Annotated in this window: 20 protein-coding genes, 7 tRNA genes and 1 riboswitch; of the genes, 8 read left to right on the forward strand and 19 right to left on the reverse strand. The window is 67.4% G+C overall.

Translation table 11 applies throughout. From position 1 onward, the window contains the following. Positions 1-3: 3 nt before the first annotated feature. From ATC04_RS07730 to msrB, 7 genes are all read right to left on the reverse strand, one after another. A complete protein-coding gene (locus ATC04_RS07730; RefSeq protein WP_047120778.1) occupies positions 4-1,212 on the reverse strand; it encodes an acetyl-CoA C-acyltransferase in 1,209 nt (402 codons plus the stop codon). A 304-nt stretch (positions 1,213-1,516) separates the two neighbouring features. Beyond that, the gene (locus ATC04_RS07735; protein WP_047119422.1) at positions 1,517-2,764 is read right to left on the reverse strand and encodes an HRDC domain-containing protein; all 1,248 of its coding nucleotides are present in this window, start codon (positions 2,762-2,764) and stop codon (positions 1,517-1,519) included. Positions 2,765-2,802: 38 nt separating this feature from the next. Continuing rightward, the gene (locus ATC04_RS07740; protein ID WP_047119421.1) at positions 2,803-3,441 is read right to left on the reverse strand and encodes a DUF3000 domain-containing protein; all 639 of its coding nucleotides are present in this window, start codon (positions 3,439-3,441) and stop codon (positions 2,803-2,805) included. A gap of 77 nt (positions 3,442-3,518) precedes the next feature. Then, the gene (locus ATC04_RS07745) at positions 3,519-4,580 is read right to left on the reverse strand and encodes a low specificity L-threonine aldolase (protein ID WP_047119420.1); all 1,062 of its coding nucleotides are present in this window, start codon (positions 4,578-4,580) and stop codon (positions 3,519-3,521) included. Positions 4,581-4,729: 149 nt separating this feature from the next. Next, on the reverse strand, positions 4,730-5,476 hold the full coding sequence (locus tag ATC04_RS07750; protein WP_047119419.1) for an SDR family oxidoreductase: 747 nt from the start codon (positions 5,474-5,476) through the stop codon (positions 4,730-4,732). Positions 5,477-5,514: 38 nt separating this feature from the next. Continuing rightward, positions 5,515-6,900 carry a DUF6421 family protein gene (locus tag ATC04_RS07755; RefSeq protein ID WP_047119418.1) on the reverse strand — a complete coding sequence of 462 codons (1,386 nt, stop codon included), beginning with the start codon at positions 6,898-6,900 and terminating at the stop codon, positions 5,515-5,517. Positions 6,901-7,048: 148 nt separating this feature from the next. Continuing rightward, a complete protein-coding gene (msrB, locus tag ATC04_RS07760; RefSeq protein ID WP_047119417.1) occupies positions 7,049-7,471 on the reverse strand; it encodes a peptide-methionine (R)-S-oxide reductase MsrB in 423 nt (140 codons plus the stop codon). A gap of 61 nt (positions 7,472-7,532) precedes the next feature. Between msrB and ATC04_RS07765 the strand changes: the two genes are divergently transcribed. Beyond that, positions 7,533-8,756, forward strand: coding sequence for an alpha/beta fold hydrolase (locus ATC04_RS07765; RefSeq protein WP_047119416.1), 1,224 nt, complete (start codon positions 7,533-7,535; stop codon positions 8,754-8,756). Between the two features lie 21 nt (positions 8,757-8,777). Here the strand turns inward: ATC04_RS07765 and ybaK are convergent, their stop codons facing one another. The 3 genes from ybaK to ATC04_RS07780 are packed head-to-tail and all read right to left on the reverse strand — an operon-like array spanning position 8,778 to position 10,672. Then, positions 8,778-9,281, reverse strand: coding sequence for a Cys-tRNA(Pro) deacylase (ybaK, locus tag ATC04_RS07770; RefSeq protein WP_047119415.1), 504 nt, complete (start codon positions 9,279-9,281; stop codon positions 8,778-8,780). A 39-nt stretch (positions 9,282-9,320) separates the two neighbouring features. Continuing rightward, positions 9,321-9,761, reverse strand: coding sequence for a SufE family protein (locus ATC04_RS07775; protein ID WP_047119414.1), 441 nt, complete (start codon positions 9,759-9,761; stop codon positions 9,321-9,323). Then, a complete protein-coding gene (locus tag ATC04_RS07780; RefSeq protein ID WP_047119413.1) occupies positions 9,758-10,672 on the reverse strand; it encodes a sulfurtransferase in 915 nt (304 codons plus the stop codon). The genes ATC04_RS07775 and ATC04_RS07780 overlap by 4 nt, the downstream gene beginning before the upstream one ends. Positions 10,673-10,881: 209 nt before the next feature. On the opposite strand from ATC04_RS07780, the gene zapE reads away from it, so the two are divergent. Beyond that, positions 10,882-11,922, forward strand: a complete 1,041-nt coding sequence (gene zapE / locus ATC04_RS07785) for a cell division protein ZapE (RefSeq protein ID WP_047119412.1) — start codon at positions 10,882-10,884, stop codon at positions 11,920-11,922. A gap of 21 nt (positions 11,923-11,943) precedes the next feature. Here the strand turns inward: zapE and ATC04_RS07790 are convergent, their stop codons facing one another. From ATC04_RS07790 to ATC04_RS07830, 9 genes are all read right to left on the reverse strand, one after another. Beyond that, entirely contained in the window at positions 11,944-13,134 is a 1,191-nt protein-coding gene (locus tag ATC04_RS07790) for a benzoate/H(+) symporter BenE family transporter (RefSeq protein WP_047119411.1), read from the reverse strand. Between the two features lie 171 nt (positions 13,135-13,305). Continuing rightward, positions 13,306-13,524 (reverse strand): antitoxin, encoded by a 219-nt coding sequence (locus ATC04_RS07795; RefSeq protein WP_047119410.1) that lies wholly within the window; start codon positions 13,522-13,524, stop codon positions 13,306-13,308. Positions 13,525-13,741: 217 nt separating this feature from the next. Continuing rightward, positions 13,742-13,814 (reverse strand) — tRNA-Gly (locus ATC04_RS07800). Positions 13,815-13,832: 18 nt separating this feature from the next. After that, positions 13,833-13,908: transfer RNA gene (locus tag ATC04_RS07805), tRNA-Gly, on the reverse strand. 22 nt (positions 13,909-13,930) lie between these two features. Continuing rightward, positions 13,931-14,002: transfer RNA gene (locus ATC04_RS07810), tRNA-Val, on the reverse strand. 52 nt (positions 14,003-14,054) lie between these two features. After that, positions 14,055-14,130 (reverse strand) — tRNA-Gly (locus tag ATC04_RS07815). 46 nt (positions 14,131-14,176) lie between these two features. Then, positions 14,177-14,248 (reverse strand) — tRNA-Val (locus tag ATC04_RS07820). A 26-nt stretch (positions 14,249-14,274) separates the two neighbouring features. Continuing rightward, a tRNA-Cys gene (locus tag ATC04_RS07825) sits at positions 14,275-14,345 on the reverse strand. A gap of 54 nt (positions 14,346-14,399) precedes the next feature. Beyond that, positions 14,400-14,472 (reverse strand) — tRNA-Gly (locus ATC04_RS07830). Between the two features lie 294 nt (positions 14,473-14,766). On the opposite strand from ATC04_RS07830, the gene ATC04_RS07835 reads away from it, so the two are divergent. The 6 genes from ATC04_RS07835 to pnuC all read left to right on the forward strand — a co-directional run bounded on the left by ATC04_RS07835 (position 14,767) and on the right by pnuC (position 20,419). Then, positions 14,767-15,516 (forward strand): cytochrome, encoded by a 750-nt coding sequence (locus ATC04_RS07835; protein ID WP_231735938.1) that lies wholly within the window; start codon positions 14,767-14,769, stop codon positions 15,514-15,516. Positions 15,517-15,602: 86 nt separating this feature from the next. Further along, positions 15,603-16,166 carry a peptide deformylase gene (gene def, locus ATC04_RS07840; RefSeq protein WP_047119409.1) on the forward strand — a complete coding sequence of 188 codons (564 nt, stop codon included), beginning with the start codon at positions 15,603-15,605 and terminating at the stop codon, positions 16,164-16,166. A 3-nt stretch (positions 16,167-16,169) separates the two neighbouring features. Then, the gene (gene fmt / locus ATC04_RS07845; RefSeq protein WP_047119408.1) at positions 16,170-17,102 is read left to right on the forward strand and encodes a methionyl-tRNA formyltransferase; all 933 of its coding nucleotides are present in this window, start codon (positions 16,170-16,172) and stop codon (positions 17,100-17,102) included. Beyond that, positions 17,099-18,661: a transcription antitermination factor NusB gene (locus ATC04_RS07850; RefSeq protein ID WP_047119407.1), complete on the forward strand. Its 1,563-nt coding sequence runs from the start codon at positions 17,099-17,101 to the stop codon at positions 18,659-18,661. Before fmt ends, ATC04_RS07850 begins: the two co-directional genes overlap by 4 nt. Before the next feature lie 96 nt (positions 18,662-18,757). Next, on the forward strand, positions 18,758-19,420 hold the full coding sequence (gene rpe, locus ATC04_RS07855) for a ribulose-phosphate 3-epimerase (RefSeq protein WP_047119406.1): 663 nt from the start codon (positions 18,758-18,760) through the stop codon (positions 19,418-19,420). A 41-nt stretch (positions 19,421-19,461) separates the two neighbouring features. Next, positions 19,462-19,599, forward strand: a riboswitch (FMN riboswitch). 118 nt (positions 19,600-19,717) lie between these two features. Then, positions 19,718-20,419 carry a nicotinamide riboside transporter PnuC gene (gene pnuC / locus ATC04_RS07860; RefSeq protein WP_047119405.1) on the forward strand — a complete coding sequence of 234 codons (702 nt, stop codon included), beginning with the start codon at positions 19,718-19,720 and terminating at the stop codon, positions 20,417-20,419. Positions 20,420-20,423 lie beyond the last annotated feature (4 nt).

Genomic DNA, 20,423 nt, shown 5'->3' on the forward strand with positions numbered 1-20,423 from the left:
CCTTTAGGCCTTGCTGCCGAAGTCGGGGTGGTTCGGGTTTTCCCAGATGACGGTGCCGCCCATGCCCAGGCCGATGCACATGGTGGTGATCCCGTAGCGTACCGAGTGGTCCTCGGAGAACTGGCGGGCCAGCTGGGTCATCAGCCGCACCCCGGAGGAGGCCAGCGGGTGGCCGACGGCGATGGCGCCGCCGTAGCGGTTCACCCGCGGGTCCTCCTGGTCGATGCCGTAGTAGTCAAGGAAGGAGAGCACCTGCACGGCGAAGGCCTCGTTGATCTCGAATAATCCGATGTCCTGAATCTCCAGCCCGGCCTTGGCCAGTGCCTTCTCGGTGGCGGGGACCGGGCCGTAGCCCATCACGTCCGGCGCGACGCCGGCGAAGGCGAAGGAGACCAGGCGCATCTTCGGGGCCAGCCCCAGCTCGCGCACGGCTTGGCCGCTGGCCAGCAGCGCGGCGGTGGCGCCGTCGTTCAGGCCTGCCGCATTGCCGGCGGTGACCCGGCCGTGGGCGCGGAAGGGGGTGCGCAGTTCGCTCAGCGATTCCATGGTGGTTCCCGGGCGCGGCGGCTCGTCCACGCGGTGCACCGCCCAGCCTTCGCCCGGGCGCTTGGCGGCCACGGAGACCAGGTCAGGCTGGATCTGCTGGTTCTGGTAGGCGGCGGCGAGCTTGGCCTGCGAGGCCACCGCGTAGCGGTCGGCGCGTTCCTTGGTGATCGCGGGGAAGCGGTCGTGCAGGTTCTCCGCGGTGTTGCCCATGTTCAGCGCCTGCGGGTCGACGATGCGCTCGGATACGAAGCGCGGGTTCGGATCGGCCCCGGCGCCCATCGGGTGGTTGCCCATGTGCTCCACGCCGCCGGCGATGACCAGGTCGTAGGCACCGAAGGCGATGCCGCCGGCCGTGGAGGTCACCGCGGTCATCGCGCCGGCGCACATGCGGTCGATCGCGTAGCCGGGCACCGACTGCGGGATGCCGGAGAGCAGCGCCACGGTGCGCCCGATGGTCAGGCCCTGGTCGCCGGTCTGCGTGGTGGCCGCCAGCGAGACCTCGTCGATCTTCTCGGCCGGCACCTGCGGGTTGCGCTCCAGCAGGCCGCGCACGGCCTTCACTGCCAGGTCGTCGGCGCGGGTGCCGTGGTAGATGCCCTTCTCGCCGGCGCGGCCGAACGGGGTGCGGACCCCGTCGATGAAGACGACGTCGCGGTCATCGAGCATTCTGCTTGCGTTCTCGTGCTCGGTCGTGGTGTTGGCACTCACCGGCGGGCTCCTTGCGGGGTAGGTTCTGCCTGCCGGAGGGGCCCGGCAGTGGCCACCGTCACAGTGACCTGCCTCATACGTTACTCATGAGTAACTTTTAGCGCAAGTGGAGATCCCGCCGGCTGGCCGGCATCGGGGCCGCAGGGGACGCAAAAGCCGCATGCGGCACCCGCGCCGAGGGCTCGGCGGCAGGGTGCTGCATGCGGCAGCGGTATGCAACGGTGCGGTTCACAGGCCGGGCGAAGGTGAACCCGAATTTCGGCTAGGCCTTCATCGCGGCGGCCAGCTTGCCGGCCAGCAGCTCGCGCTGCCACGGGCGGGCGCCCAGCGCGCTCAGGGCCTCGTCGATGGAGCCCTCGCTGAGCACCGCCGGGGGAGTCCAGCACAGTTCGCGCAGGAACTTGGGGGTCAGCAGGTTTTCGGCGGGGATGTTCCAGGCCTCGCTGACCTCGGTCACCACCAGCTTGGCGGCGGCCAGCCGGTCCGCGGCCTTCGGGTTCTTCTCGCTCCAGGCGCGCGGGTTGGGCAGCCCGGTCTTATCAGTGCGCAGCTCGGGCAGGTCGCGGGTGCTGCGGCCGCGCCGCACCGCATCCAGCCAGCGCGGGGCGTCGCGCTTCACGCTGCGCCCGTGGAAACCGGGGATCTGCAGCAGCGCCGGCACCGAGTTGGCCCGGTGCTCGATCGCCGCCATGATGGCGCGGTCCGGCAGCAGCCTGCCCGGGGCGACATCGCGGCTCTTGGCCAGCGATTCGCGCGAAAGCCACAGCTCGCGGGCCACTGCCAGGTTGCGTTTGCTCTTGATCTTGTGGATGCCCGAGAGCTTGCGCCACGGCTCGGCCACCTCGGCGACCTGCGGCGGAATCAGCTCGAAGGCGAATTCCTGCCGGGCGAACTCCAGCTTGCCCTGCTCCTCGAGCACGCCGGTGACCTCCTGGCGCAGCTCTTCGAGCACCTCGACGTCCAGCGCCGCGTAGGTCAGCCAGGATTCGGGCAGCGGGCGCGTGGACCAGTCGGCGGCGGAGTGCTCCTTGGCCAGCGCCAGGCCCAGCAGCTCGGCAACCATGGTGCCCAGCGAGACGCGCGGGAATCCGGCCAAGCGCCCGGCCAGCTCGGTGTCGAACAGCGAGGCCGGGGCCAGGCCCAGCTCGTTCAGGCAGGGCAGGTCCTGGGTGGCGGCGTGCAGGATCCATGGCTGCTCGTTGGCGAACTCGACCAGCGGGGACAGGTCCTCCAGGGTTTCCGGATCGATCAACCAGGTGCCGGCGCCTTCGCGGCGGATCTGGATCAGGAAGGCGCGCTGGCCGTAGCGGAAGCCGCTGGCGCGTTCGGTGTCCACCGCCAGGTCTCCGGTTCCCGCGCGCAGGGCGCGCACCGCGCGGCGCAGCGCCGGCGGGGTGTCGATGACTTCGGGCACGCCATCGCGCGGCGCGGTGAGCGGGATCAGCGGCGGCGCGGAAGGCTGCGAGTCGTCGGAGGCGGATAACGGTGCGGTCGGCTGGGAATTGCTCATGGTGATTCCATTCTAAGACCGCGCGGGGAACTTCGGCGCTAGCTCAGGCGGCGGCGCGGCAGCTGCTGCACGCCCTCGGGCAGCGGAGGCAGCCCGGCGAAGGTGCAGACCATGTCCGCCCAGGCGCTCAGGTGCACCCCCAGGTCTTCGGATTCGGGGGACCAGGAGGCGCGCAGCTCGATGTCGATGTGGTCCTGCTCCCCGGCCATGTTGCCGAAGGATTCGGAGATCACGCGCGTGGCGGTGCCGCCGGCCGAATGATAGGCCGCGCCGCGTTCGCACAACGCGTCCTCCAGCCAGCTCCAGGCGACCGAGGCGAGCATGGAGTCCTGCCCCATGTCGTTCTCGAGCCGGGCGCGGATGTAGGTGACGATGCGGAACTTGCCGTTCCACAGCTGCTGCCCGGCAGGGTCGTAGAGCAGGATGAAGCGGCCGGTGGCCAGCTGCTCGGCCGGCTGCAGGAACGGGGTGCGGCCCAATTCCTTGCCGAGGCGACCGTGGCTGGGACCGGCGTGCTCTAGCACGTCCCCGCTCAGGGCCAGGGCGAAGGGCGCGAGGCGTCCGGGGGCCGGGATTTCGGTGAACTGAAGCTCTTTGCGCACCGTGGCGCGGGACAACTCGTCCAGAGCCTTGGCGAAGGCCGGCGGGGTGGCGGCGGCAGGGCGTTCATTGGTCACAGTCAGAGTCTAAAACGCGCCGCACCGCTGGTGCGGTACGGCGCGCCGGTCGGCCCGCGGCCAACTGGAGTTCGAAGCTAGGCGGTCGCGAACTGGCCCATCAGTTCTTCGAGCTTCGCGGTGAAGGCGTCCACGTCGGCCTCGGTGGTGTCGAAGGAGCACATCCAGCGCACCTGCCCGGCGGCGCGGTCCCAGTCGTAGAAGCGGAAGTGCTGGCGCAGCTCGTCGCTGACCAATGTGGGCAGCTGCGCGAACACGCCGTTGGCCTGGGTCGGGTAGACCAGTTCCACGCCGTCGATGCGCTGCACCGCGGCGGCCAGCTTCGCGGCCATGGCGTTCGAATGCCCGGCCAGCTCGCGCCACAGCCCGGTGCCGTAGAGCTCGATCAGCTGCGCGGAGATGAAGCGCATCTTGCTGCCCAGCTGCATGTTCATCTTGCGCAGGTACTTCATGTCGGCGGCCAGCTCGCTGCGCAGCGTCAGGATGCCCTCGCCCAGCAGCATGCCGTTCTTGGTGCCGCCCAGCGAGACGATGTCCACCCCGGCGTCGGTGGTCAGCTCGCGCAGCTGGACGCCCAGCGAGGCGGCGGCGTTGGACAGCCGCGAGCCGTCCAGGTGCACCTTCATGCCCAGCTGGTGGGCATGCGCGGTGATCGCCTTGAGCTCTTCGGGGGTGTACAGCGTGCCCAGCTCGGTGGCCTGGGTGATCGATACGGCCAGCGGCTGCGCGCGGTGCTCGTCGCCCCAGCCCCAGGCCTGCTGGTCGATCAATTCAGGGGTCAGCTTGCCGTCCGGGGTGTCCACCTGCAGCAGCTTGAAGCCGCCCACGCGTTCTGGGGCGCCGTTCTCGTCCACGTTGATGTGGGCGCTGGAGGCGCAGATGACAGCACCCCAGCGCGGCAGCAGCGACTGCAGCGCGGTGACATTGGCGCCGGTGCCGTTGAACACAGGGAAGATCGCCGCCTGCTCGCCGAACAATTCGCGCGCCAGCGCATCGAGCTGTTCGGTGTACTGGTCCTCGCCGTAGGAGATCTGGTGGCCGCCGTTGGCGCGCTCGATGGCCGCCAGGATCCGCGGGTGCACGCCCGAGTAGTTGTCCGAGGCGAATCCGCGCAGTGCCGTGTCGTGGCTGAAGGTCATGATGGGTGAGGTCCTTTGCTGGTCGGGGCCGGCCGGTGGGCCGGGGAAAATGGTGGGCGCGGCGCATCGGCCGGTGGGCGGTGTTCCGCGCCGGTGGCGGCACGACGCCTGCCCGCCGCCGGGAGCGGTTGCGGGCAGGCGTGCGCGGGCTAGGCCTCGGGCGCCGCGGGCGTGGCCTTCGCGCCGGCCTTGGGCAGCGCGACGCGGGTGCCGTTGAGCTTCGCGGCGTCTGTCCGCAGCGCGTCCACCGCGGCCTTGGCCAGGAATTCGACCGGGGTGTGCCCCTCGGGCGCCTGGTCGGCCGGTTTGTCGCTGAGCGCCTTGACCACCCAGCTGAAGGCCGCGGCCTGCGGAGCCTGCTTGGTGAACAGCCGGGCCACGGCGTTGACCCAGTGCTCCGCGGCGGCCTTGACGGCGCCGTAGTTCGCGTTGGAGGGGGTCGGGTTCAGCACCGATTCGGAGCTGACGATCGCCAGCCGGCCGGCCTCGGAGGCCACCAGGTCGTCGACGAACACGCGGCTCGTGTTGCGCAGCGTGGTCATGACCGACTCGTGCAGGAAATCCCAGTCCTCGTCGCTCTGCCCGGCGATCGACTTGCCGCCGCGCCAGCCGCCGACCAGGTGCAGCAGCACGTCGATCGGGCCGTGCTGGCCGTGGATGGTGTCGCGCAGGTGCTCGACCGCCGGGTGGTAGGCAAGATCGCACTGGTAGCGCAGCACGCCGCGCGGCATGCGCTCCACCAGCCGATCCGCATCGCTGCCGATGGCCAGCACCTTGGCTCCCGCCTCCATCAGCGCTTTCGCGCAGGCGATGCCGGATGCCGAGGTGGCCCCGGCGATGAGAACCACCGGGGCCTTGCGGCCTTGCTGCTTCTGGTCCAATGTTTGTTCGCTCACGTACCTAGCCTAAATCAAGCGGGCCTGAAAAGGGCCGACTAGATGCGGTCAGCGCCGGTCATGCCGCGAGTGGACTCGATGACCGCGGTCATCTTCTTGGACAGCGCCTCGTAGAACATGGACAGCGGGAACTCGTCGTCCATCACCTGGTCGGTGATCTCGCGCAGCGGCGCGGTCAGCGGCAGCGCCTGAGGGCCCTTGGCCCACACCGAGGCCGGGTGCGGGGTGACGGTGGCGGACACCAGCTCGTAGGCGGCCAGCCAGTGGGCCAGCTTCGGGCGGTCGATGGACTTCCAGTACAGTTCGTCGATCGAGTCGCCCAGCGCGGCGACCACCGCGGGCACCTCGGCCCAGTCGATGCGCAGCTTGGTATCGGTCCAATGCAGCACGTGGTGCTGGTGCATCCAGGCGAACAGCAGCTGGCCGCCCAGGCCGTCGTAGTTGCGCACGCGCGAACCGGTGATCGCGAAGCGGAAGATCCGGTCGAAGATCACCGCGTATTGCACCAGCTTGGCCATCTTCGCGGTCTTGTCGTCCGCCTTCGGATCGGCGGCGATCTTCATGCATTCGCGGAACGCGGTCAAATCGCAGCGCAGCTCCTCGAGCGAGTACAGGAAGAATGGCATGCGCTGCTTGATCATGAACGGGTCGAAGGGCAGGTCCCCGCGCATGTGGGTGCGGTCGTGGATCAGGTCCCACATGATGAACGCCTCTTCGGCCAGCTGCTGGTCTTCGAGCAGCGCCGCGGCGTCGTCCGGCAGTTCGAGGTTGGTGATCTGCGCGGCGGCCTTGAGTACCTTGCGGAAGCGCGCGGCCTCGCGGTCCTGGAAGATCGCGCCCCAGGTGAACGACGGGGTCTCGCGGATCGCGACCGACTCCGGGAAGAGCACCGCGGAGTTGGTGTCGTAGCCGGCGGTGAAGTCGATGAAGCGCAGCGGCACGAACAGCTTGTTCGAGTACTCGCCGGCCTCGAGCTGCGAAATGAACTCGGGCCAGATCACCTGGACCAGCACCGCTTCGAGGTGGCGGTTGGTGGATCCGTTCTGGGTGTACATCGGGAAGAGCACCAGGTGCATCAGCCCGTCCACGCGCTGGGTCTGCGGCTGGAATTCCATGAGCGAATCGAGGAAGTCCGGCACGCCGAAGCCCTGCTCGGCCCAGCGCCTCAGGTCTGCGACGAGCTTGTCCAGGTAGTCGGCCTCGTGCGCGAAGAAGCCGCGCAGGGTCTGGATGGAGTCGACGATCGTGTCGACCAGCTCGCCGGCGCGGACGCGCTGCTCGGGCTCGGCCACGGAGCCGTCCTTGAGCTGCAGACCCTGGAATTCACTGGCGGCGGCCTTGAGTCCAAGCCATGCGTCGGACTCGGCGATGCGGCGGGCGTCGGAGGGGCTGGTCGGCCGTGGTTCTGCGGAAATCTGGGTCATTGAGATACACCTTCTTCTTCGGTAGGGCAGCGTTCAGTTGCTTGACTAGAACGCTACGCCCATCGAAAGGAAAAGTAATCCTGACTCCTCGGTGAATAAGTAATGCTTATTCTTGGGGTGACTTGCGTCGCTTCACGCTGAGCACTGTTTAGCCCTGCGTTTCGCGCAGCTTCAAGCTCAGCGAATTCATGCAGTACCGCAGGTCGGTCGGGGTTCCGAAGCCCTCGCCCTCGAACACGTGGCCCATGTGCGAATCGCAGTTGGCGCAGCGCACCTCCACGCGCTTCATCCCCATCGACTCGTCGGTGATGTAGCGGACGCGGTCTTCGGCCAGCGGTGCGAAGAACGAGGGCCAGCCGCAGCCGGCGTCAAACTTGGTGGTGCTGGCGAACAGTTCGGAGCCGCAGGCACGGCAGGAATACACGCCCTCGGTCGTCGTGTCCCAGTATTCGCCGGTGAACGGGCGTTCGGTGCCGGCCTGCCGCAGGACGTGGAATTCTTCGGGGGAGAGAACCTGGCGCCAATCGATCTCGGCGGGGTTCCGGTCTTCGGTGTTCTGGTTTTCGTTCATACTTAGGAAACTACCTCCGGGGCGTGATGATTCCCAACACGCCATCTGCAAAGATGAAAACATGGCTCGGAAAATCGTCGACAAGCTCGAACCACGCAAGACAGTTCCCGCGACCCTGATCGGCGCCGGTCTGGGAGTCGCGGCAGGTTCGCTGGTGGCCGCCAGCGTTTCCGCGCTGGCCGGGTACTTCGCCCGGCGCGTGGTCACCCCGGAGGAGCGGCGCGCCTCGAACGCGGTCATCCGCGAGATTACCACCGACGCGCAGGGCAAATTGTGGATGCATCTGGCCCGCGACGCGGAGACCGCCGAACCCGGCGGGTGCACCTTCCTGGCCGAATTCGATGCCTGCGCGGTGCGTTTGTCGGCTCCGCAGGATGTCGCGGGCAAACCGAAGATCGTGGCCCGGCAGATCGAGCAGGTCTACCGCGGCACCCTGGACGGGGTCAAGCGCGGCTACCTCTCCGGGGCGATGTACGAGCACCCCTCGGACCTGGGCTTCGAGGCCGAGGACGTGAGCGTCAGCCTCGACGTGGGCGACGGACCGGCCTGGCTGGTGCCCGGGACCAGCCACCAGGACGTCTGGGTGATCGGGGTGCACGGGCGCGGGGCCCGCCGCACCGAATCCATCCGCGCGCTGCCCGCTCTGGCCAAGGCCGGGGTGAGCACCTTGTTGATGAGCTACCGCAACGACGGACTGGCACCGACCGCCCCCGATGGGCGCTACGGGCTGGGAGACACCGAATGGCTGGATGTCGAAGCCGCGGTCCACTTCGCGACCTCGCGCGGCGCGCGGCAGGTCATCTTGCTGGGCTGGTCGATGGGCGGGGCGATCAGTCTGCAGATGGCCGACCGCTCGGACTTGGCCGACCGGGTGGATTCGCTGATGCTGGTAGGCCCGGTGATCAACTGGGTCGACGTGCTCTCCCACCAGGCGCGGGCGAACAAGATCCCGCAGTCGGTCGGGCGCTTCGGCCAGTGGCTGCTGTCCAACGAGGCCGGGCGCTGGATCACCGGCCAGGCCGCCCCGGTGAACCTGAAGCGGCTGAATTGGGTGGACCGGGCCGAGGAGCTGTCCCACCCGATCCTGCTCATGCATAGCAGGGACGACCAGTTCGTGCCCAACGGGCCGAGCCTGAAGCTCGCCGCGCTGCGCCCGGACCTGGTCAGCCTGAAGACCTTCACCCTGGCCGGGCATACCAGGGAGCCGAACGTGGATCCGGACGGATTCACGCAAGCGGTCAGTGACTTCCTCGCCGCGCGGATCAACGCATATACGGCGAGGTAGCCGACCGCCGCGCCGGACCGCCTAGCCGGCGGCGATCGACGCCCAGATGGCGCCGGTGGCCTTCGCGGCATCCTGCGGGGCGATCTCCAGGCTGAAGCCGCGGCGCCCGCCGGAGATGAACACCGTCTCGAACTGCAGTGCGCTGTCGTCGATCACGGTGCTGGAGTGCTGGCGCTGCCCGAACGGGGAGATCCCGCCCAGCACATAGCCGCTGCGCCGCTGGGCTGCGGCCTTGTCGGCCATCTGCACCTTCTTGGTGCCCAGCGCCGCGCCGACCGCCTTGAGATCCAGCATGCTGTCCACCGGCACCACCGCGACGGCCAGGTCCTGGGCCGCGGTGGCGCCGGTGGCGACCATCAGCGTCTTGAACACCCGGGCGCCGGGAACCCCGAGCTGCTCGGCCGCTTCTCCGCCGTAGCTTTCAGCCGAGTCGCTGTGCGTGTAGCTGTGCGCCACGTAGCCGATCCCGGCGGCATCCAGGGCCGCGGTGGCCGGGGTGGAGGCGGCGTGTTTCTTCTTGCCCACGGGCGTTTGAACCTTCCTGCGCGGTATGTTGCGCCGCGCCTAGGCGGCGAGCTGTTCGGCGATCTGGCGCTTGATGCGGCCCAGCATGGCGGTCATGCCGCGCATGCGCAGCGGCGAGAGCGCGCGGGTCAGTCCCAGCTGCTGTGGCATGTCATCGGGCACCGCCAGGATCGCGGCGGCGTCCTTTCCGTCCAGCCCGGCGGCCAGCACCGAGGCGAAACCACGGGTGGTCGGCGCCTCGGGAGGAGCGGAGAAGAACAGGCTCACCGGGTTCGCGTCCGCGGCGGACACCTCCACCACCAGGAACAGCGGCGACTGGCATTCGACCACCTGCTCGAACAGCTCCGGGTGCTCGGCCAGGCGCTCGGGCAGCTCGGGCAGCTCGCGGGAGTACTCCAGCAGCAGCTCCAGGCGGTCGGCCTCGGGCACCTCGGTGAATTCCTCGATGATTTCGGCCAGTTCTGCGGGAATCGTGCTCATGCGCGCACCCCGCGCTTGGCTGGAACCTCGCCCTGCTCGGCGCCGCGGACGATCGGCACGCCCACGGCGTTGCCCCATTCGGTCCACGAGCCGTCGTAGTTACGCACGGACTCGAAGCCCAGCAGGTGCTTGAGCACGAACCAGGTGTGGCTTGAGCGTTCGCCGATGCGGCAGTACGCCACCACGTCGTCGCCCGGCTTCAGCCCGGCCTCGTCCAGGTAGATCGCTTCGAGCTCGGCGCGGGAGCGGAAGGTGCCGTCCTCGGCGGCGGCGCGGGCCCACGGCACCGACGCGGCGCTCGGGATGTGCCCGCCGCGCAGCGCGCCCTCCTCCGGGTAGTTCGGCATGTGGGTGCGTTCGCCGGTGTACTCCTCGGCGGAGCGCACGTCGATCAGCGGGTTGCCCAGGTGCTCCAGCACCTGCGGCAGGAAGGCGCGGATTGCCTCGTCCGAACGCTCGATCACCGGGTACTGCGACGGGGAGACCGCCGGCTTCTGCGTGCTCAGCTCGCGGCCCTCGGCGATCCACTTGTCGCGTCCGCCGTCCATCAGGCGCACATCTTCGTGGCCGAACAGGGTGAAGACCCACAGCGCGTAGGCAGCCCACCAGTTCGACTTGTCGCCGTAGATCACCACGGTGCTCTCGCGGCTGATGCCCTTGGCCTGCATCAGCGCCGCGAAGCCCTCGCCGTCGACGTAGTCGCGGGTGACCTCGTCATTCAGCTCGGTGTGCCAGTCGATCTTCAGCGCGCCCGGCACATGCCCGGTGGAGTACAGCAGGATATCCTCGTCGGACTCCAGCACCACCAGGTTCTCGGCGCCCAGGTTGTCCGCGACCCACTGCGTGGAGACCAGCCGTTCAGGATGGGCATACGCTGCATACTTCTCGTTGGACTCAACGGGCAAAGGCATTTTCTATCACGTTCCTTGACGGTATCGGGGCGGCGGGAGATCCCCGCCGATCGCTTGCTCTGCTTCTAGCCTAGTGCTCCGAGCGCCCCGGCACTGTGTGGGGTGCGACATTTCACCGTTTCTGCGGGTCATTCAAGGTAAACTGGCCGATGGGCCGCCCGCGGGCCGCCCGCACATCACCGCATTCAACCGAAGGATCCCCGAAGCCCATGGCGACGATCACCCACCTGAGCGAAACCATCCCGCAGCTGTCGATCGACGAGCTGCTCGCCGGATTCCATCCGTCATACCGCTTCGGTGAGGTGTCCTTCAATACCTACCGCCCGGACCCGAACCAGCCTTCACAGACCGAGGCGGTCCACAAGCTCACCAGCTTCGCCGAATCGGTGGGCAAGAGCTCCTCGGGCTCCTTCCTGGGCAAGCTGTTCGGGAAGAAGAAGGTAACCAAGAACGGCATCTACCTCGACGGCGGCTTCGGCGTGGGTAAGACCCACCTGCTCGCCTCGCTGTGGCACGCCGCTCCCGGCCGCAAGGCCTTCGGCACCTTCGTGGAGTACACCAACCTGGTCGGCGCGCTGTCCTTCCGCCAGACAGTCGACGTGCTCAGCCAGTACTCGCTGGTCTGCATCGACGAATTCGAGCTTGACGACCCGGGGGACACCGTGCTGATGTCCCGCCTCATGCGCGAGCTGTCCGACGCCGGGGTGAAGCTTGCCGCGACCTCCAACACCCTGCCCGGCGCGCTGGGCGAGGGCCGCTTCGCCGCGGTGGACTTCCAACGCGAAATCAAGACCCTCTCCGAGCAGTTCGACGTGCACCGCGTGGAGGGCGAGGACTTCCGCCACCGCGGCCTGCCCGAAGCCCCGCAGCCGCTGGAGGACTCCGCCATCGAATCCTTCGCCGCCGAACGCTACCCGGATAAGACCCTGGCCGTGGACAACTTCGCGGACCTGGTGGCCCACCTGTCCAAGGTCCACCCCTCACGCTACCGGCAGCTGCTCTCGGAAACCGACGTGCTGGTGCTGCACAACGTCGACACCATCACGGACCAGGCCATCGCGCTGCGCTTCGTGGTGCTCGCCGACCGCCTCTACGACAAGGATGTGCCGATCGTTGCCTCGGGCAAGCCGTTCAGCGAGCTGTTCACCCCGGAAATGATGGCCGGCGGCTACCAGAAGAAGTACTTCCGCGCTGTCTCGCGCCTCACCGCGCTGGCCCGCGAAGGCCAGATCGGCGAAGCGGCGCTCTAAACCGCGCCCCGCACTTCCAGCTCATCGCCGGGCAGTCACCTGCTCGGCGATGACGTGTATTAACAGGCCGATCACCAACGCCCAGAACGCCCCGCCGATACCGAACAGCGTCACGTTCGCCGCGGCCACGAGCATCGTGGCCAGGGCGCTGAGCTGCCAGCGAGGCTCCTTCATGGCCCCGAGCATCGCATTGGCCAAGGTCGCCAGCAGGGCGAGGCCCGCAGCGGCCTCGAACAACCCGGCGGGGGAGAGCGTCGCCAGCGAGGCGACCAGCGCCGATCCCAGCGCGAACACCAGGTAGAACACCCCGGAGGAGGCCGAGGCCTTCCACCGCTGTCCGGGATCCTTGCCACCGGACTCGCCGGCGGACAGGGCGGCGGAAATCGCCGCCAGATTAATCGCATGGCCGCCGAAGAAGGCGCCGGCGGCGCTCCCGAACCCGGTGGACAGCATGCTCGAACGCCACGGGGTGCGGAACCCGAAGGACGACATCACTGCCACGCCCGGGATGTTCTGCGAGGCCATGGTCACGATGAACAGCGGCAGGCTGATGCTCGCCACCGCCTGCCAGGAAAACTCCGGCGCCACGAATTCCAGCGTCGGAAGTACCTCGATCTGCGCCCAGGAATGGGAAGCGCCGATCGAGAACAGTCCGCACCCCACAGCGCCGAGCATGCTCAGGGCCACCGCATAACGCGGCAGGAAACGCAGCCCCGCCAGGAACACCGCCAGGATCAGCACCGCCGCCACCGGGATGCTGCCCAGCGCGGTGAAGGGCTTGAGGCACAGCGGAATCAGCACGCCGGCCAGCATTCCGTGGGCGATCGGCACGGGAATCGAAGTCAGCAGCCGGTGCAGCACCGGGATGAGTCCGGTGAGTATGATCAGCATGCCGCTGATAATGAATGCGCCGACGGATTCGGCGAAACTGAAACTGCCCGCAGCCAGGCTTGCCAGCAGCGCCGCGCCCGGTGTGGACCAGGCAACGGTGATCGGCAGCCGGTGCTTCAGGGACAGTACCAGAGAGGCTACTCCCACTAGGAAAGTCAGCGCGAGCAGGCCGGAGGATGCCTGTGAGGGGCTTGCTCCCGCCTGCAGCAGCCCGGTGATGACCACTGCGAAAGACGACGTGAACCCGACCATGGTGGTGATGAACCCGGCGAGCACGGCTTCGCGTGGCAGACGCGGACGGCTGATGATGTTGCTTTCCATGCTTAGTTTCTATCGGTTCGCGAGCCGGGTGGGAAATTGCGGCGATCCGCCGACCAAGATGTGGGATCGGCAGGAGCGGGCAACCTGCCCGGAAACGTAGAAAAGCGCCACCCGCTGGGGTGGCGCTTTCCTACGTGCCTAGGGTAAGGCCAAAGCTCTAACGACTGGACGTTAGGCCTGATCCTTGTTTCCGAGGTTGCCCAGGAAGTTCTTGGCTCCATCCTGAACGCCATCGACCTTGTCGGCGTACTTGCCGCCGGTCTTGCGGTCGATGAAGTCCCCGGCCTTGTCGATGCCGTCTGAAATCTTGTCAGAGTTCTGGCTCGCGAATTCTCCGGCTTTCAGTGCCAGTCCTTCGACCTTGCCCTTTAGCTCGTTAAAACCTGCCAATGGACACCTCCCTTCAACACGGAGGGCCTCTTGCCCTCAACTCCTGCGTCCCATCATAGGGTGCAGCCTTCGCGTTGGGTAGTTCACACGGCGAACAAATATGTTTCAGGGCCAGATCGAAGCCACGGAAGTGCCCGCTGAGCAGGAAACTACTAACAGTTTTAGCTGAGAAAGAAACTTGGGACCCACACTGATGTGTGGGTCCCAAGTTTTTCGGAGCGGTCAACGAGGTTCGAACTCGCGACCTCAACCTTGGCAAGGTTGCGCTCTACCAGCTGAGCTATGACCGCAGGATCTATATGAAGTTATGGAGCGGTCAACGAGGTTCGAACTCGCGACCTCAACCTTGGCAAGGTTGCGCTCTACCAGCTGAGCTATGACCGCATGGACACTGAACTGTATCCAGTGCGCGATACTGGGATCGAACCAGTGACCTCTTCCGTGTCAGGGAAGCGCGCTACCGCTGCGCCAATCGCGCCGAAGATTCAATGAAGAATCCCGACAGAATTATCATTTTACCGATGAATTCTTGGAGCGGTCAACGAGGTTCGAACTCGCGACCTCAACCTTGGCAAGGTTGCGCTCTACCAGCTGAGCTATGACCGCATATATTTAGTTATGAAATCCGTAATCTGGTGGACTACGAGTTCCGTGCGCGATACTGGGATCGAACCAGTGACCTCTTCCGTGTCAGGGAAGCGCGCTACCGCTGCGCCAATCGCGCAAAAAAGATGAGCAATCTTCATTGCGAGGTGGGGACGGGATTCGAACCCGCGTATACGGCTTTGCAGGCCGCTGCCTCGCCTCTCGGCCACCCCACCAAATCCGGCCGAAGCCAGGCGACTAGTTTTACCTAGTCGGTGCATCTTTTTGCGAGCGGACAACGAGGTTCGAACTCGCGACCTCAACCTTGGCAAGGTTGCGCTCTACCAGCTGAGCTATGTCCGCAAAATGGTTGTTGTTGGAACGTTTTCGTTCTTTCCAACGAGTAAAAACTCTATACGAGTTTTCCCAAGCTTCCAAATCGAAAGGCTGAGATCTGGTTCACAAAGCCCAAAACCCGCGGAATTACGGGGAATAATTCCTAAACGCGCGGCGACTAGGGGCGAAGTGTCCACCTGCGGTGCAATCATCGTGTATATGACGTCACCGAAACTAGCGATTCAGACCGATCATGGCCGCATGTACAGCCGCCGGGACGGCGGCGAGGCAACGGTTCCATCGATTACGACAATCATTGGTATGGACCATGTCGACCTCACCGGTTGGGCGGGCTACATGGCAGCCAAGTCCTTATCCGAGGATGCCCGGCTTGCCGCGTCCATCTCCGAGCTCGGCCGTATGAGGTCGCTCGTGCGTGATTCGGCTACCGCGGCGGAGTCCTACCGTGATGCAGCGGCCGCACGTGGCGACCGGGTGCACAATTATGCAGAGCAGTGGGCGCTGGCGGAACTAGGCCAGCCGCACGAACTGGATTCGGCGCGCCAACTGCTGCAGGCCCATGGCGAACAGGACTACGCCGCCCACTTTGAATCCTGGTGGCGCGACTACCGGGTGGAGCCGGTGGCCGCGGAGGTGACCGTGTGGAACGAGAGCATCGGCTACGCCGGGACCATCGACCTGGTCGCGAAGATCGGCGGAAGGGACTGCCTGGTCGACTACAAAACAAAGACCAGCGACCGCGACGGCTTCGTCAAGCGGCCCGACGACAAGGTGATCATGCAGCTTGCCGCCGCCTGCAAGGCCGAGGAGCGGGTCGCCGACGCGGAGGCCGGGCAGTGGGAGCCGTGGCCGTATGGTGCTGACACCATGCTGCTGGCGGTGGCCCTGGGCCCCACCGGCAGCCGCACCTTCATGGCGCCTGCGGCCGCCATGCCCGACTACTGGGCCAAGTTCTACGCGCTGCGCCGCAACTGGGAGGCGTCCTTCAGGATCGCCAGGTCACGGGCCACGCTGGTGGAAATCACTCCACCACCTCAGCGCCAGCCGTGATCGACCGCGTAGACTGGATGGGCTTGGGTCTGGCGCGGCTGGACCGGGCGATCCGCTGAAAACAACAGAAGGCAGTTTGAAGAACTATGGCAATTTTGGGAATTCGGATCATCGGTGATCCCGTCCTTCGCACCCCAGCGCAGGAGGTGACCGAGTTCGGACCGGAAATCCAAAAGCTGGTCGAGGACATGGACCAGACCATGGAAAACGTCGACGGCGCCGGCCTGGCCGCGCCGCAGGTCGGCGTATCGCTGCGCGTCTTCACCTACCAGATCGGCGAGGAGCGCGGGCACATCATCAACCCGGTGCTCGAGCTGAGCGATGACTTCCAGGAGGACCAGGTCGAAGGCTGCCTGTCCATCCCCGGCATCGCCGCCCCGGTCCCGCGCCGCCGCCATGTGCGCGCCACCGGCTTCGACAAGTTCGGCACCCCGCTGGTCCTCGAAGGCGAAGGCATGCTCTCGCGCTGCGTGCAGCACGAAACCGACCACCTGGACGGCATCCTCTTCCTTGACCGCCTGCCCGCCGACGAGAAGAAGGCGGCCTGGCGCAAGCTGCGCGCCACCAGCTACTCGCAGACCGCCAACCAGACCATCGCCAAGCGCTCCGGATCGCTGGGCTCCAGCTTCGGCGCAGGATTGGGGAAGTAGCCCGTGCGCATCCTCTTCGCCGGCACCCCGCAGGTCGCCGTCACCTCCCTTGACTCGCTGCACGCGGCAGGATTCGACATCGCCGCCGTGCTCACCCGCCCCGACGCCCCGCTGGGCCGCAAGCGCGTGCTGACCCCTTCGCCGGTTGCCGCCCGCGCCGCGGAGCTCGGCCTGCCGGTCATCAAGGCCTCCAAGATCACCGCCGAGGTCACCGAGCAGCTGCAGGGCCTGGATCTGGACGCCGCCGCCATCGTCGCCTTCGGCGGGCTGGTCCCGGAAGCCGCGCTCTTGGTCCCGCGCCACGGCTGGATCAACCTGCACTTCTCGCTGCTGCCGAACTGGCGCGGCGCCGCCCCGGTGCAGCACTCCATCATCAACGGCGACGACATCATCGGCGCGGTGACCTTCCAGCTGGAAACCGGGCTGGATACCGGCCCGGTCTTCGGCCAGGTCACCGAGGTGGTCAACGAGCTGGATACCGCCGGAGTGATGCTGGAACGGCTCAGCGCCTCCGGCTCGATGCTGCTGGTGCAGACCCTGCAGGCGCTGGACGCCGGCCAGGCAGTCGCGGTCCCTCAGACCGGGTCGCACACCTACGCGCCGAAGATCACCGACGAGGACGCGCAGCTGGACTTCACCCGCCCGGCCACCGAGATCCGCCGCCGCGCCCACGGCACCACCCCGTTCCCCGGCGCCTGGTGCGCGGTGGGGGGCCAGCGCTACAAGTTCGGCCCGCTGCGCGAACGCCGCGACGTGGCCGGCCTGGCTCCCGGGCAGCTGCGCATCGAACCGGGCAAGCAGCCCACAGTGCTCATCGGCACCGCCACCTGGGCCCTTGAACCGACAATGATCCAGCCCCCGGGCAAGAAGATGATGAACGCCTCAGACTGGGCCCGCGGCATGCTGACCCAGGGAACGGAAGTGAGCTTCGCATGAGCGCGAACGAACAGCGCGGGAATTCCCGCCCAGGGCGCCGCGGCGCGGAGCACGGCGACGGCCAGCGCCGCAACGAGGCCGGGCGCACCCGCAACCGCGGCCAGGGCGGGCGCCCGCGCCAGTACTCGCAGGCAGCTCCCGGCCAGCGCAAGCGCAGCGCCGACCCGGCCCGCCTGGTCGCTTTCAAGACCCTGCGCGAGGTGTCCGGCGCCGACGCCTACGCCAACCTGGTGCTGCCCAAGCTGATCCGCGAATACCAGCTGGACCGCCGCGACGCGGGCTTCGCCACCGAGCTGGCCTACGGCGCGCTGCGCGGCCAGGGGTTGTACGACGCGATCCTCACCACGCTGGTCGACCGCCCGCTGGCCGAATTGGACCCGGCGATCCTGGACGCGCTGCGCCTGGGCGCCCACCAGCTGCTGGCCATGCGCGTGCCCAAACATGCTGCCCTGGACGAGACCGTGTCCCTGGCCCGCGCGCAGATCGGCGCCGGCCCCTCGGGGCTGATCAACGCCGTGCTGCGCCGCGTGAGCGAACGCGAGGCCGGCGAATGGATCGAGCAGCTCACCGCCGCCGCGGAGGGCGACGCCGCGAAGCTGGCCATCGAGCACTCCCACCCGGACTGGATCGTGCGCGCGCTGCGCGGCGCGCTGATCGCCCACGGCCGCGACGCCGGCGAGCTGGCAGCGCTGCTGGAAGCCGACAACGCCGCCCCGGTGGTCAACCTGGTGGCCCTGCCTGGGCTCGGCGACCTGTCCGGCGCGCTGGAATCCGGCGCGGAACCCGGCACCCTGCTGGCCGATTCGGCCACCTACAAGCACGGCGACGTGGCCCGGGTCCCCGGGGTGCGCGAAGGCACCGTGCGCGTGCAGGACGCCGGAAGCCAGGTCATGGCCCGCGCCCTGGCCAACGTGGAGCTGCCGGAAGCCGGCGACGACCGCTACTGGCTGGATCTGTGCGCCGGCCCCGGCGGCAAGGCGGCCCTGCTCGGCGCGCTGGCCGTGCAGCGCGACGCCCGGCTGACCGCCAACGAGCCCACCGCCCACCGAGCCCGCCTGGTGGAGAACTCCATGGACGCGGTGCCGCACGACTACTGGATGGTCACCCAGCAGGACGGCCGCGCCTACGGCGGGGAAGACTACGCCGGGGACTACGACCGCATCATGGTCGACGCCCCCTGCTCCGGCCTGGGCGCGCTGCGCCGCCGCCCCGAATCGCGCTGGCGCAAGGCCCCGCGCGATATCCCGGAGCTCACCGCCCTGCAGGGCGAGCTGCTGGACGCCGCCTTCCGCGCCGTGCGCGTGGGCGGGGTAGTCGGCTTCGTGACCTGCTCGCCGCACCAGGCCGAAACCCGCCTGGTGGTGGAGGACTTCCTCAAGCGCACCCCGCAGGCCAAGCTGCTGGACACCGGCGCCGAGGTCGCCAAGGTGATGTACCAGGACGCACCGGCCGCCGGCCACGCGCTGGGCGAGGGCTCCACCGCGCAGCTGTGGCCGCACCTGCACGGCACCGACGCGATGTTCATGGCGCTGCTGACCAAGGCCGCCCCGGCCGAATAAGGCCGCGCCGCGTCACCAACTGCCAGCGTCCGCCCGGACGCTGGCAGTATTGGCTTGAGAAGTATCCAGCCCCTGCCCGAACCCAAGGAGCCACCGTTGAGCACCGCGCGCATCCACCCCTCGATCCTCTCCGCCGACTTCGCCAACCTGGAGCGCGAGCTGCAGCGCATCCACACCGCCGACGGCGTGCACGTGGATGTCATGGACAACCACTTCGTGCCCAACCTGACCCTGGGCAAGCCGGTGGTCGAGGCGCTGCACAAGGTCAGCGAGCTGCCCATCGACGTGCACCTGATGATCGAGGACGCCGACCGCTGGGCCCCGGAATACGCGCAGCTGGGTGTTGACTCGGTGACCTTCCACGTGGAGGCCTCCACTGCGCCGATCCGGCTGGCCCGCGAGCTGCGCGCCGCCGGTTCCAAGGCCGCCATGGCGCTGCGCCCGGCCACGTCGATCGAGCCCTACCTGGACATGCTCGGCGAGCTGGACATGCTGCTGCTGATGACCGTCGAACCGGGTTTCGGCGGCCAGAAGTTCCTGGACCTGGTGCTGCCCAAGATCCGCCGCGCCCGCGCCGCCATCGACGGCTCCGGCAAACCCATCGCCCTGCAGATCGACGGCGGCGTCTCGCGCGACACCATCCTGCGCGCCGCGGAAGCCGGGGCCGACGTGTTCGTCGCCGGGTCCGCGGTGTACGCTTCGCCGGAGCCGTCGGTGGAAATCGACGTATTACGCAATCTTGCGCTGGGTGCGCACTGAAGCGCCACAAAGTATGCAACAATAACGAATGTAAACGTAAATACGTGCTCCGGGGTCGGTGAAAGTCCGAACCGGCGGTGATAGTCCGCGACCCGCGTCCAAGGCCACAAGCCGAGGAAGCGGTTGAGCCGGTGGAATTCCGGTACCGACAGTTAAAGTCTGGATGGGAGAAGCACGAATTTGATTTGCCTTGCGGTAGTGCCGGCGGTTCCCTGAGCGGAGCCGTATTCTTCGGCCCATGCCGCAGGTCCATCAAATGCACACCCCCGGAGCCGCCGCTTCGAGAAGGGTGGAAAGATGGATTTCCTGCGGTGGCTCATTGAAGCTTTTAATTCACAAATTGCGGTAGGTTCCTCGGCACTGCTGGTGCGCGAGGTTGTCGGCAACATCTTCGGCTTGGCCAGCGCCGTGGGCGGCATGCGCCGCAAGGTCTGGGCCTGGCCGGTCGGCATCGTCGGCAACCTGCTGCTGCTGACAGTATTCCTCGGCAGCCTGTTCGACACCGACTACGCCGCGAACCTCTGGGGCCAGGCTGGCCGCCAGATAATGTTCATCTCGGTCTCGATCTTCGGCTGGTACCGCTGGAAGCAGGCCCGCGACGGCAGCGGCAGCGCCGTCACCCCCGTCTGGGCCTCGAACAAGATCCGCCTGGGCCTGGCCGCCACGCTGGTGCTGGGCACCGTGGCGCTCACCCCGCTGTTCCGCATCCTCGGCTCCTACGAGCCGGTCTGGGCCGACGCGTGGACCTTCGTCGGATCGCTGCTGGCGACCTTCGGCATGGCCAAGGGCTGGGTCGAGTTCTGGCTGATCTGGGTCGCGGTCGACGCGGTCGGCGTGCCGCTGCTGTTCTCCGCCGGCTACTACGCCAGCGCGTTCATGTACCTGTTCTACGGCGCCTTCACGCTGATCGGCTTCTTCGTCTGGGCCCGGGCCAAGAAGGGCGACAAGCCGGCGGTGGAAACCGAGCTGCCCGACCCGACCCTGCAGTCCAAGCGGTAACCGC

The sequence above is a fragment of the Arthrobacter sp. YC-RL1 genome (assembly GCF_001454985.1).
Classification (GTDB): Bacteria; Actinomycetota; Actinomycetes; order Actinomycetales; family Micrococcaceae; genus Glutamicibacter; species Glutamicibacter soli.

Coding starts and splice junctions, on each gene's coding strand:
- ATC04_RS07730 (WP_047120778.1), bottom strand. CDS start 1,212: ATGCTCGATGACCGCGACGTCGTCTTCATCGACGGGGTCCGCACCCCG.
- ATC04_RS07735 (WP_047119422.1), bottom strand. CDS start 2,764: ATGAGCAATTCCCAGCCGACCGCACCGTTATCCGCCTCCGACGACTCG.
- ATC04_RS07745 (WP_047119420.1), bottom strand. CDS start 4,580: ATGACCTTCAGCCACGACACGGCACTGCGCGGATTCGCCTCGGACAAC.
- ATC04_RS07755 (WP_047119418.1), bottom strand. CDS start 6,900: ATGACCCAGATTTCCGCAGAACCACGGCCGACCAGCCCCTCCGACGCC.
- msrB (WP_047119417.1), bottom strand. CDS start 7,471: ATGAACGAAAACCAGAACACCGAAGACCGGAACCCCGCCGAGATCGAT.
- ATC04_RS07765 (WP_047119416.1), top strand. CDS start 7,533: ATGGCTCGGAAAATCGTCGACAAGCTCGAACCACGCAAGACAGTTCCC.
- ATC04_RS07775 (WP_047119414.1), bottom strand. CDS start 9,761: ATGAGCACGATTCCCGCAGAACTGGCCGAAATCATCGAGGAATTCACC.
- ATC04_RS07780 (WP_047119413.1), bottom strand. CDS start 10,672: ATGCCTTTGCCCGTTGAGTCCAACGAGAAGTATGCAGCGTATGCCCAT.
- zapE (WP_047119412.1), top strand. CDS start 10,882: ATGGCGACGATCACCCACCTGAGCGAAACCATCCCGCAGCTGTCGATC.
- ATC04_RS07790 (WP_047119411.1), bottom strand. CDS start 13,134: ATGGAAAGCAACATCATCAGCCGTCCGCGTCTGCCACGCGAAGCCGTG.
- ATC04_RS07835 (WP_231735938.1), top strand. CDS start 14,767: ATGGACCATGTCGACCTCACCGGTTGGGCGGGCTACATGGCAGCCAAG.
- def (WP_047119409.1), top strand. CDS start 15,603: ATGGCAATTTTGGGAATTCGGATCATCGGTGATCCCGTCCTTCGCACC.
- ATC04_RS07850 (WP_047119407.1), top strand. CDS start 17,099: ATGAGCGCGAACGAACAGCGCGGGAATTCCCGCCCAGGGCGCCGCGGC.
- pnuC (WP_047119405.1), top strand. CDS start 19,718: ATGGATTTCCTGCGGTGGCTCATTGAAGCTTTTAATTCACAAATTGCG.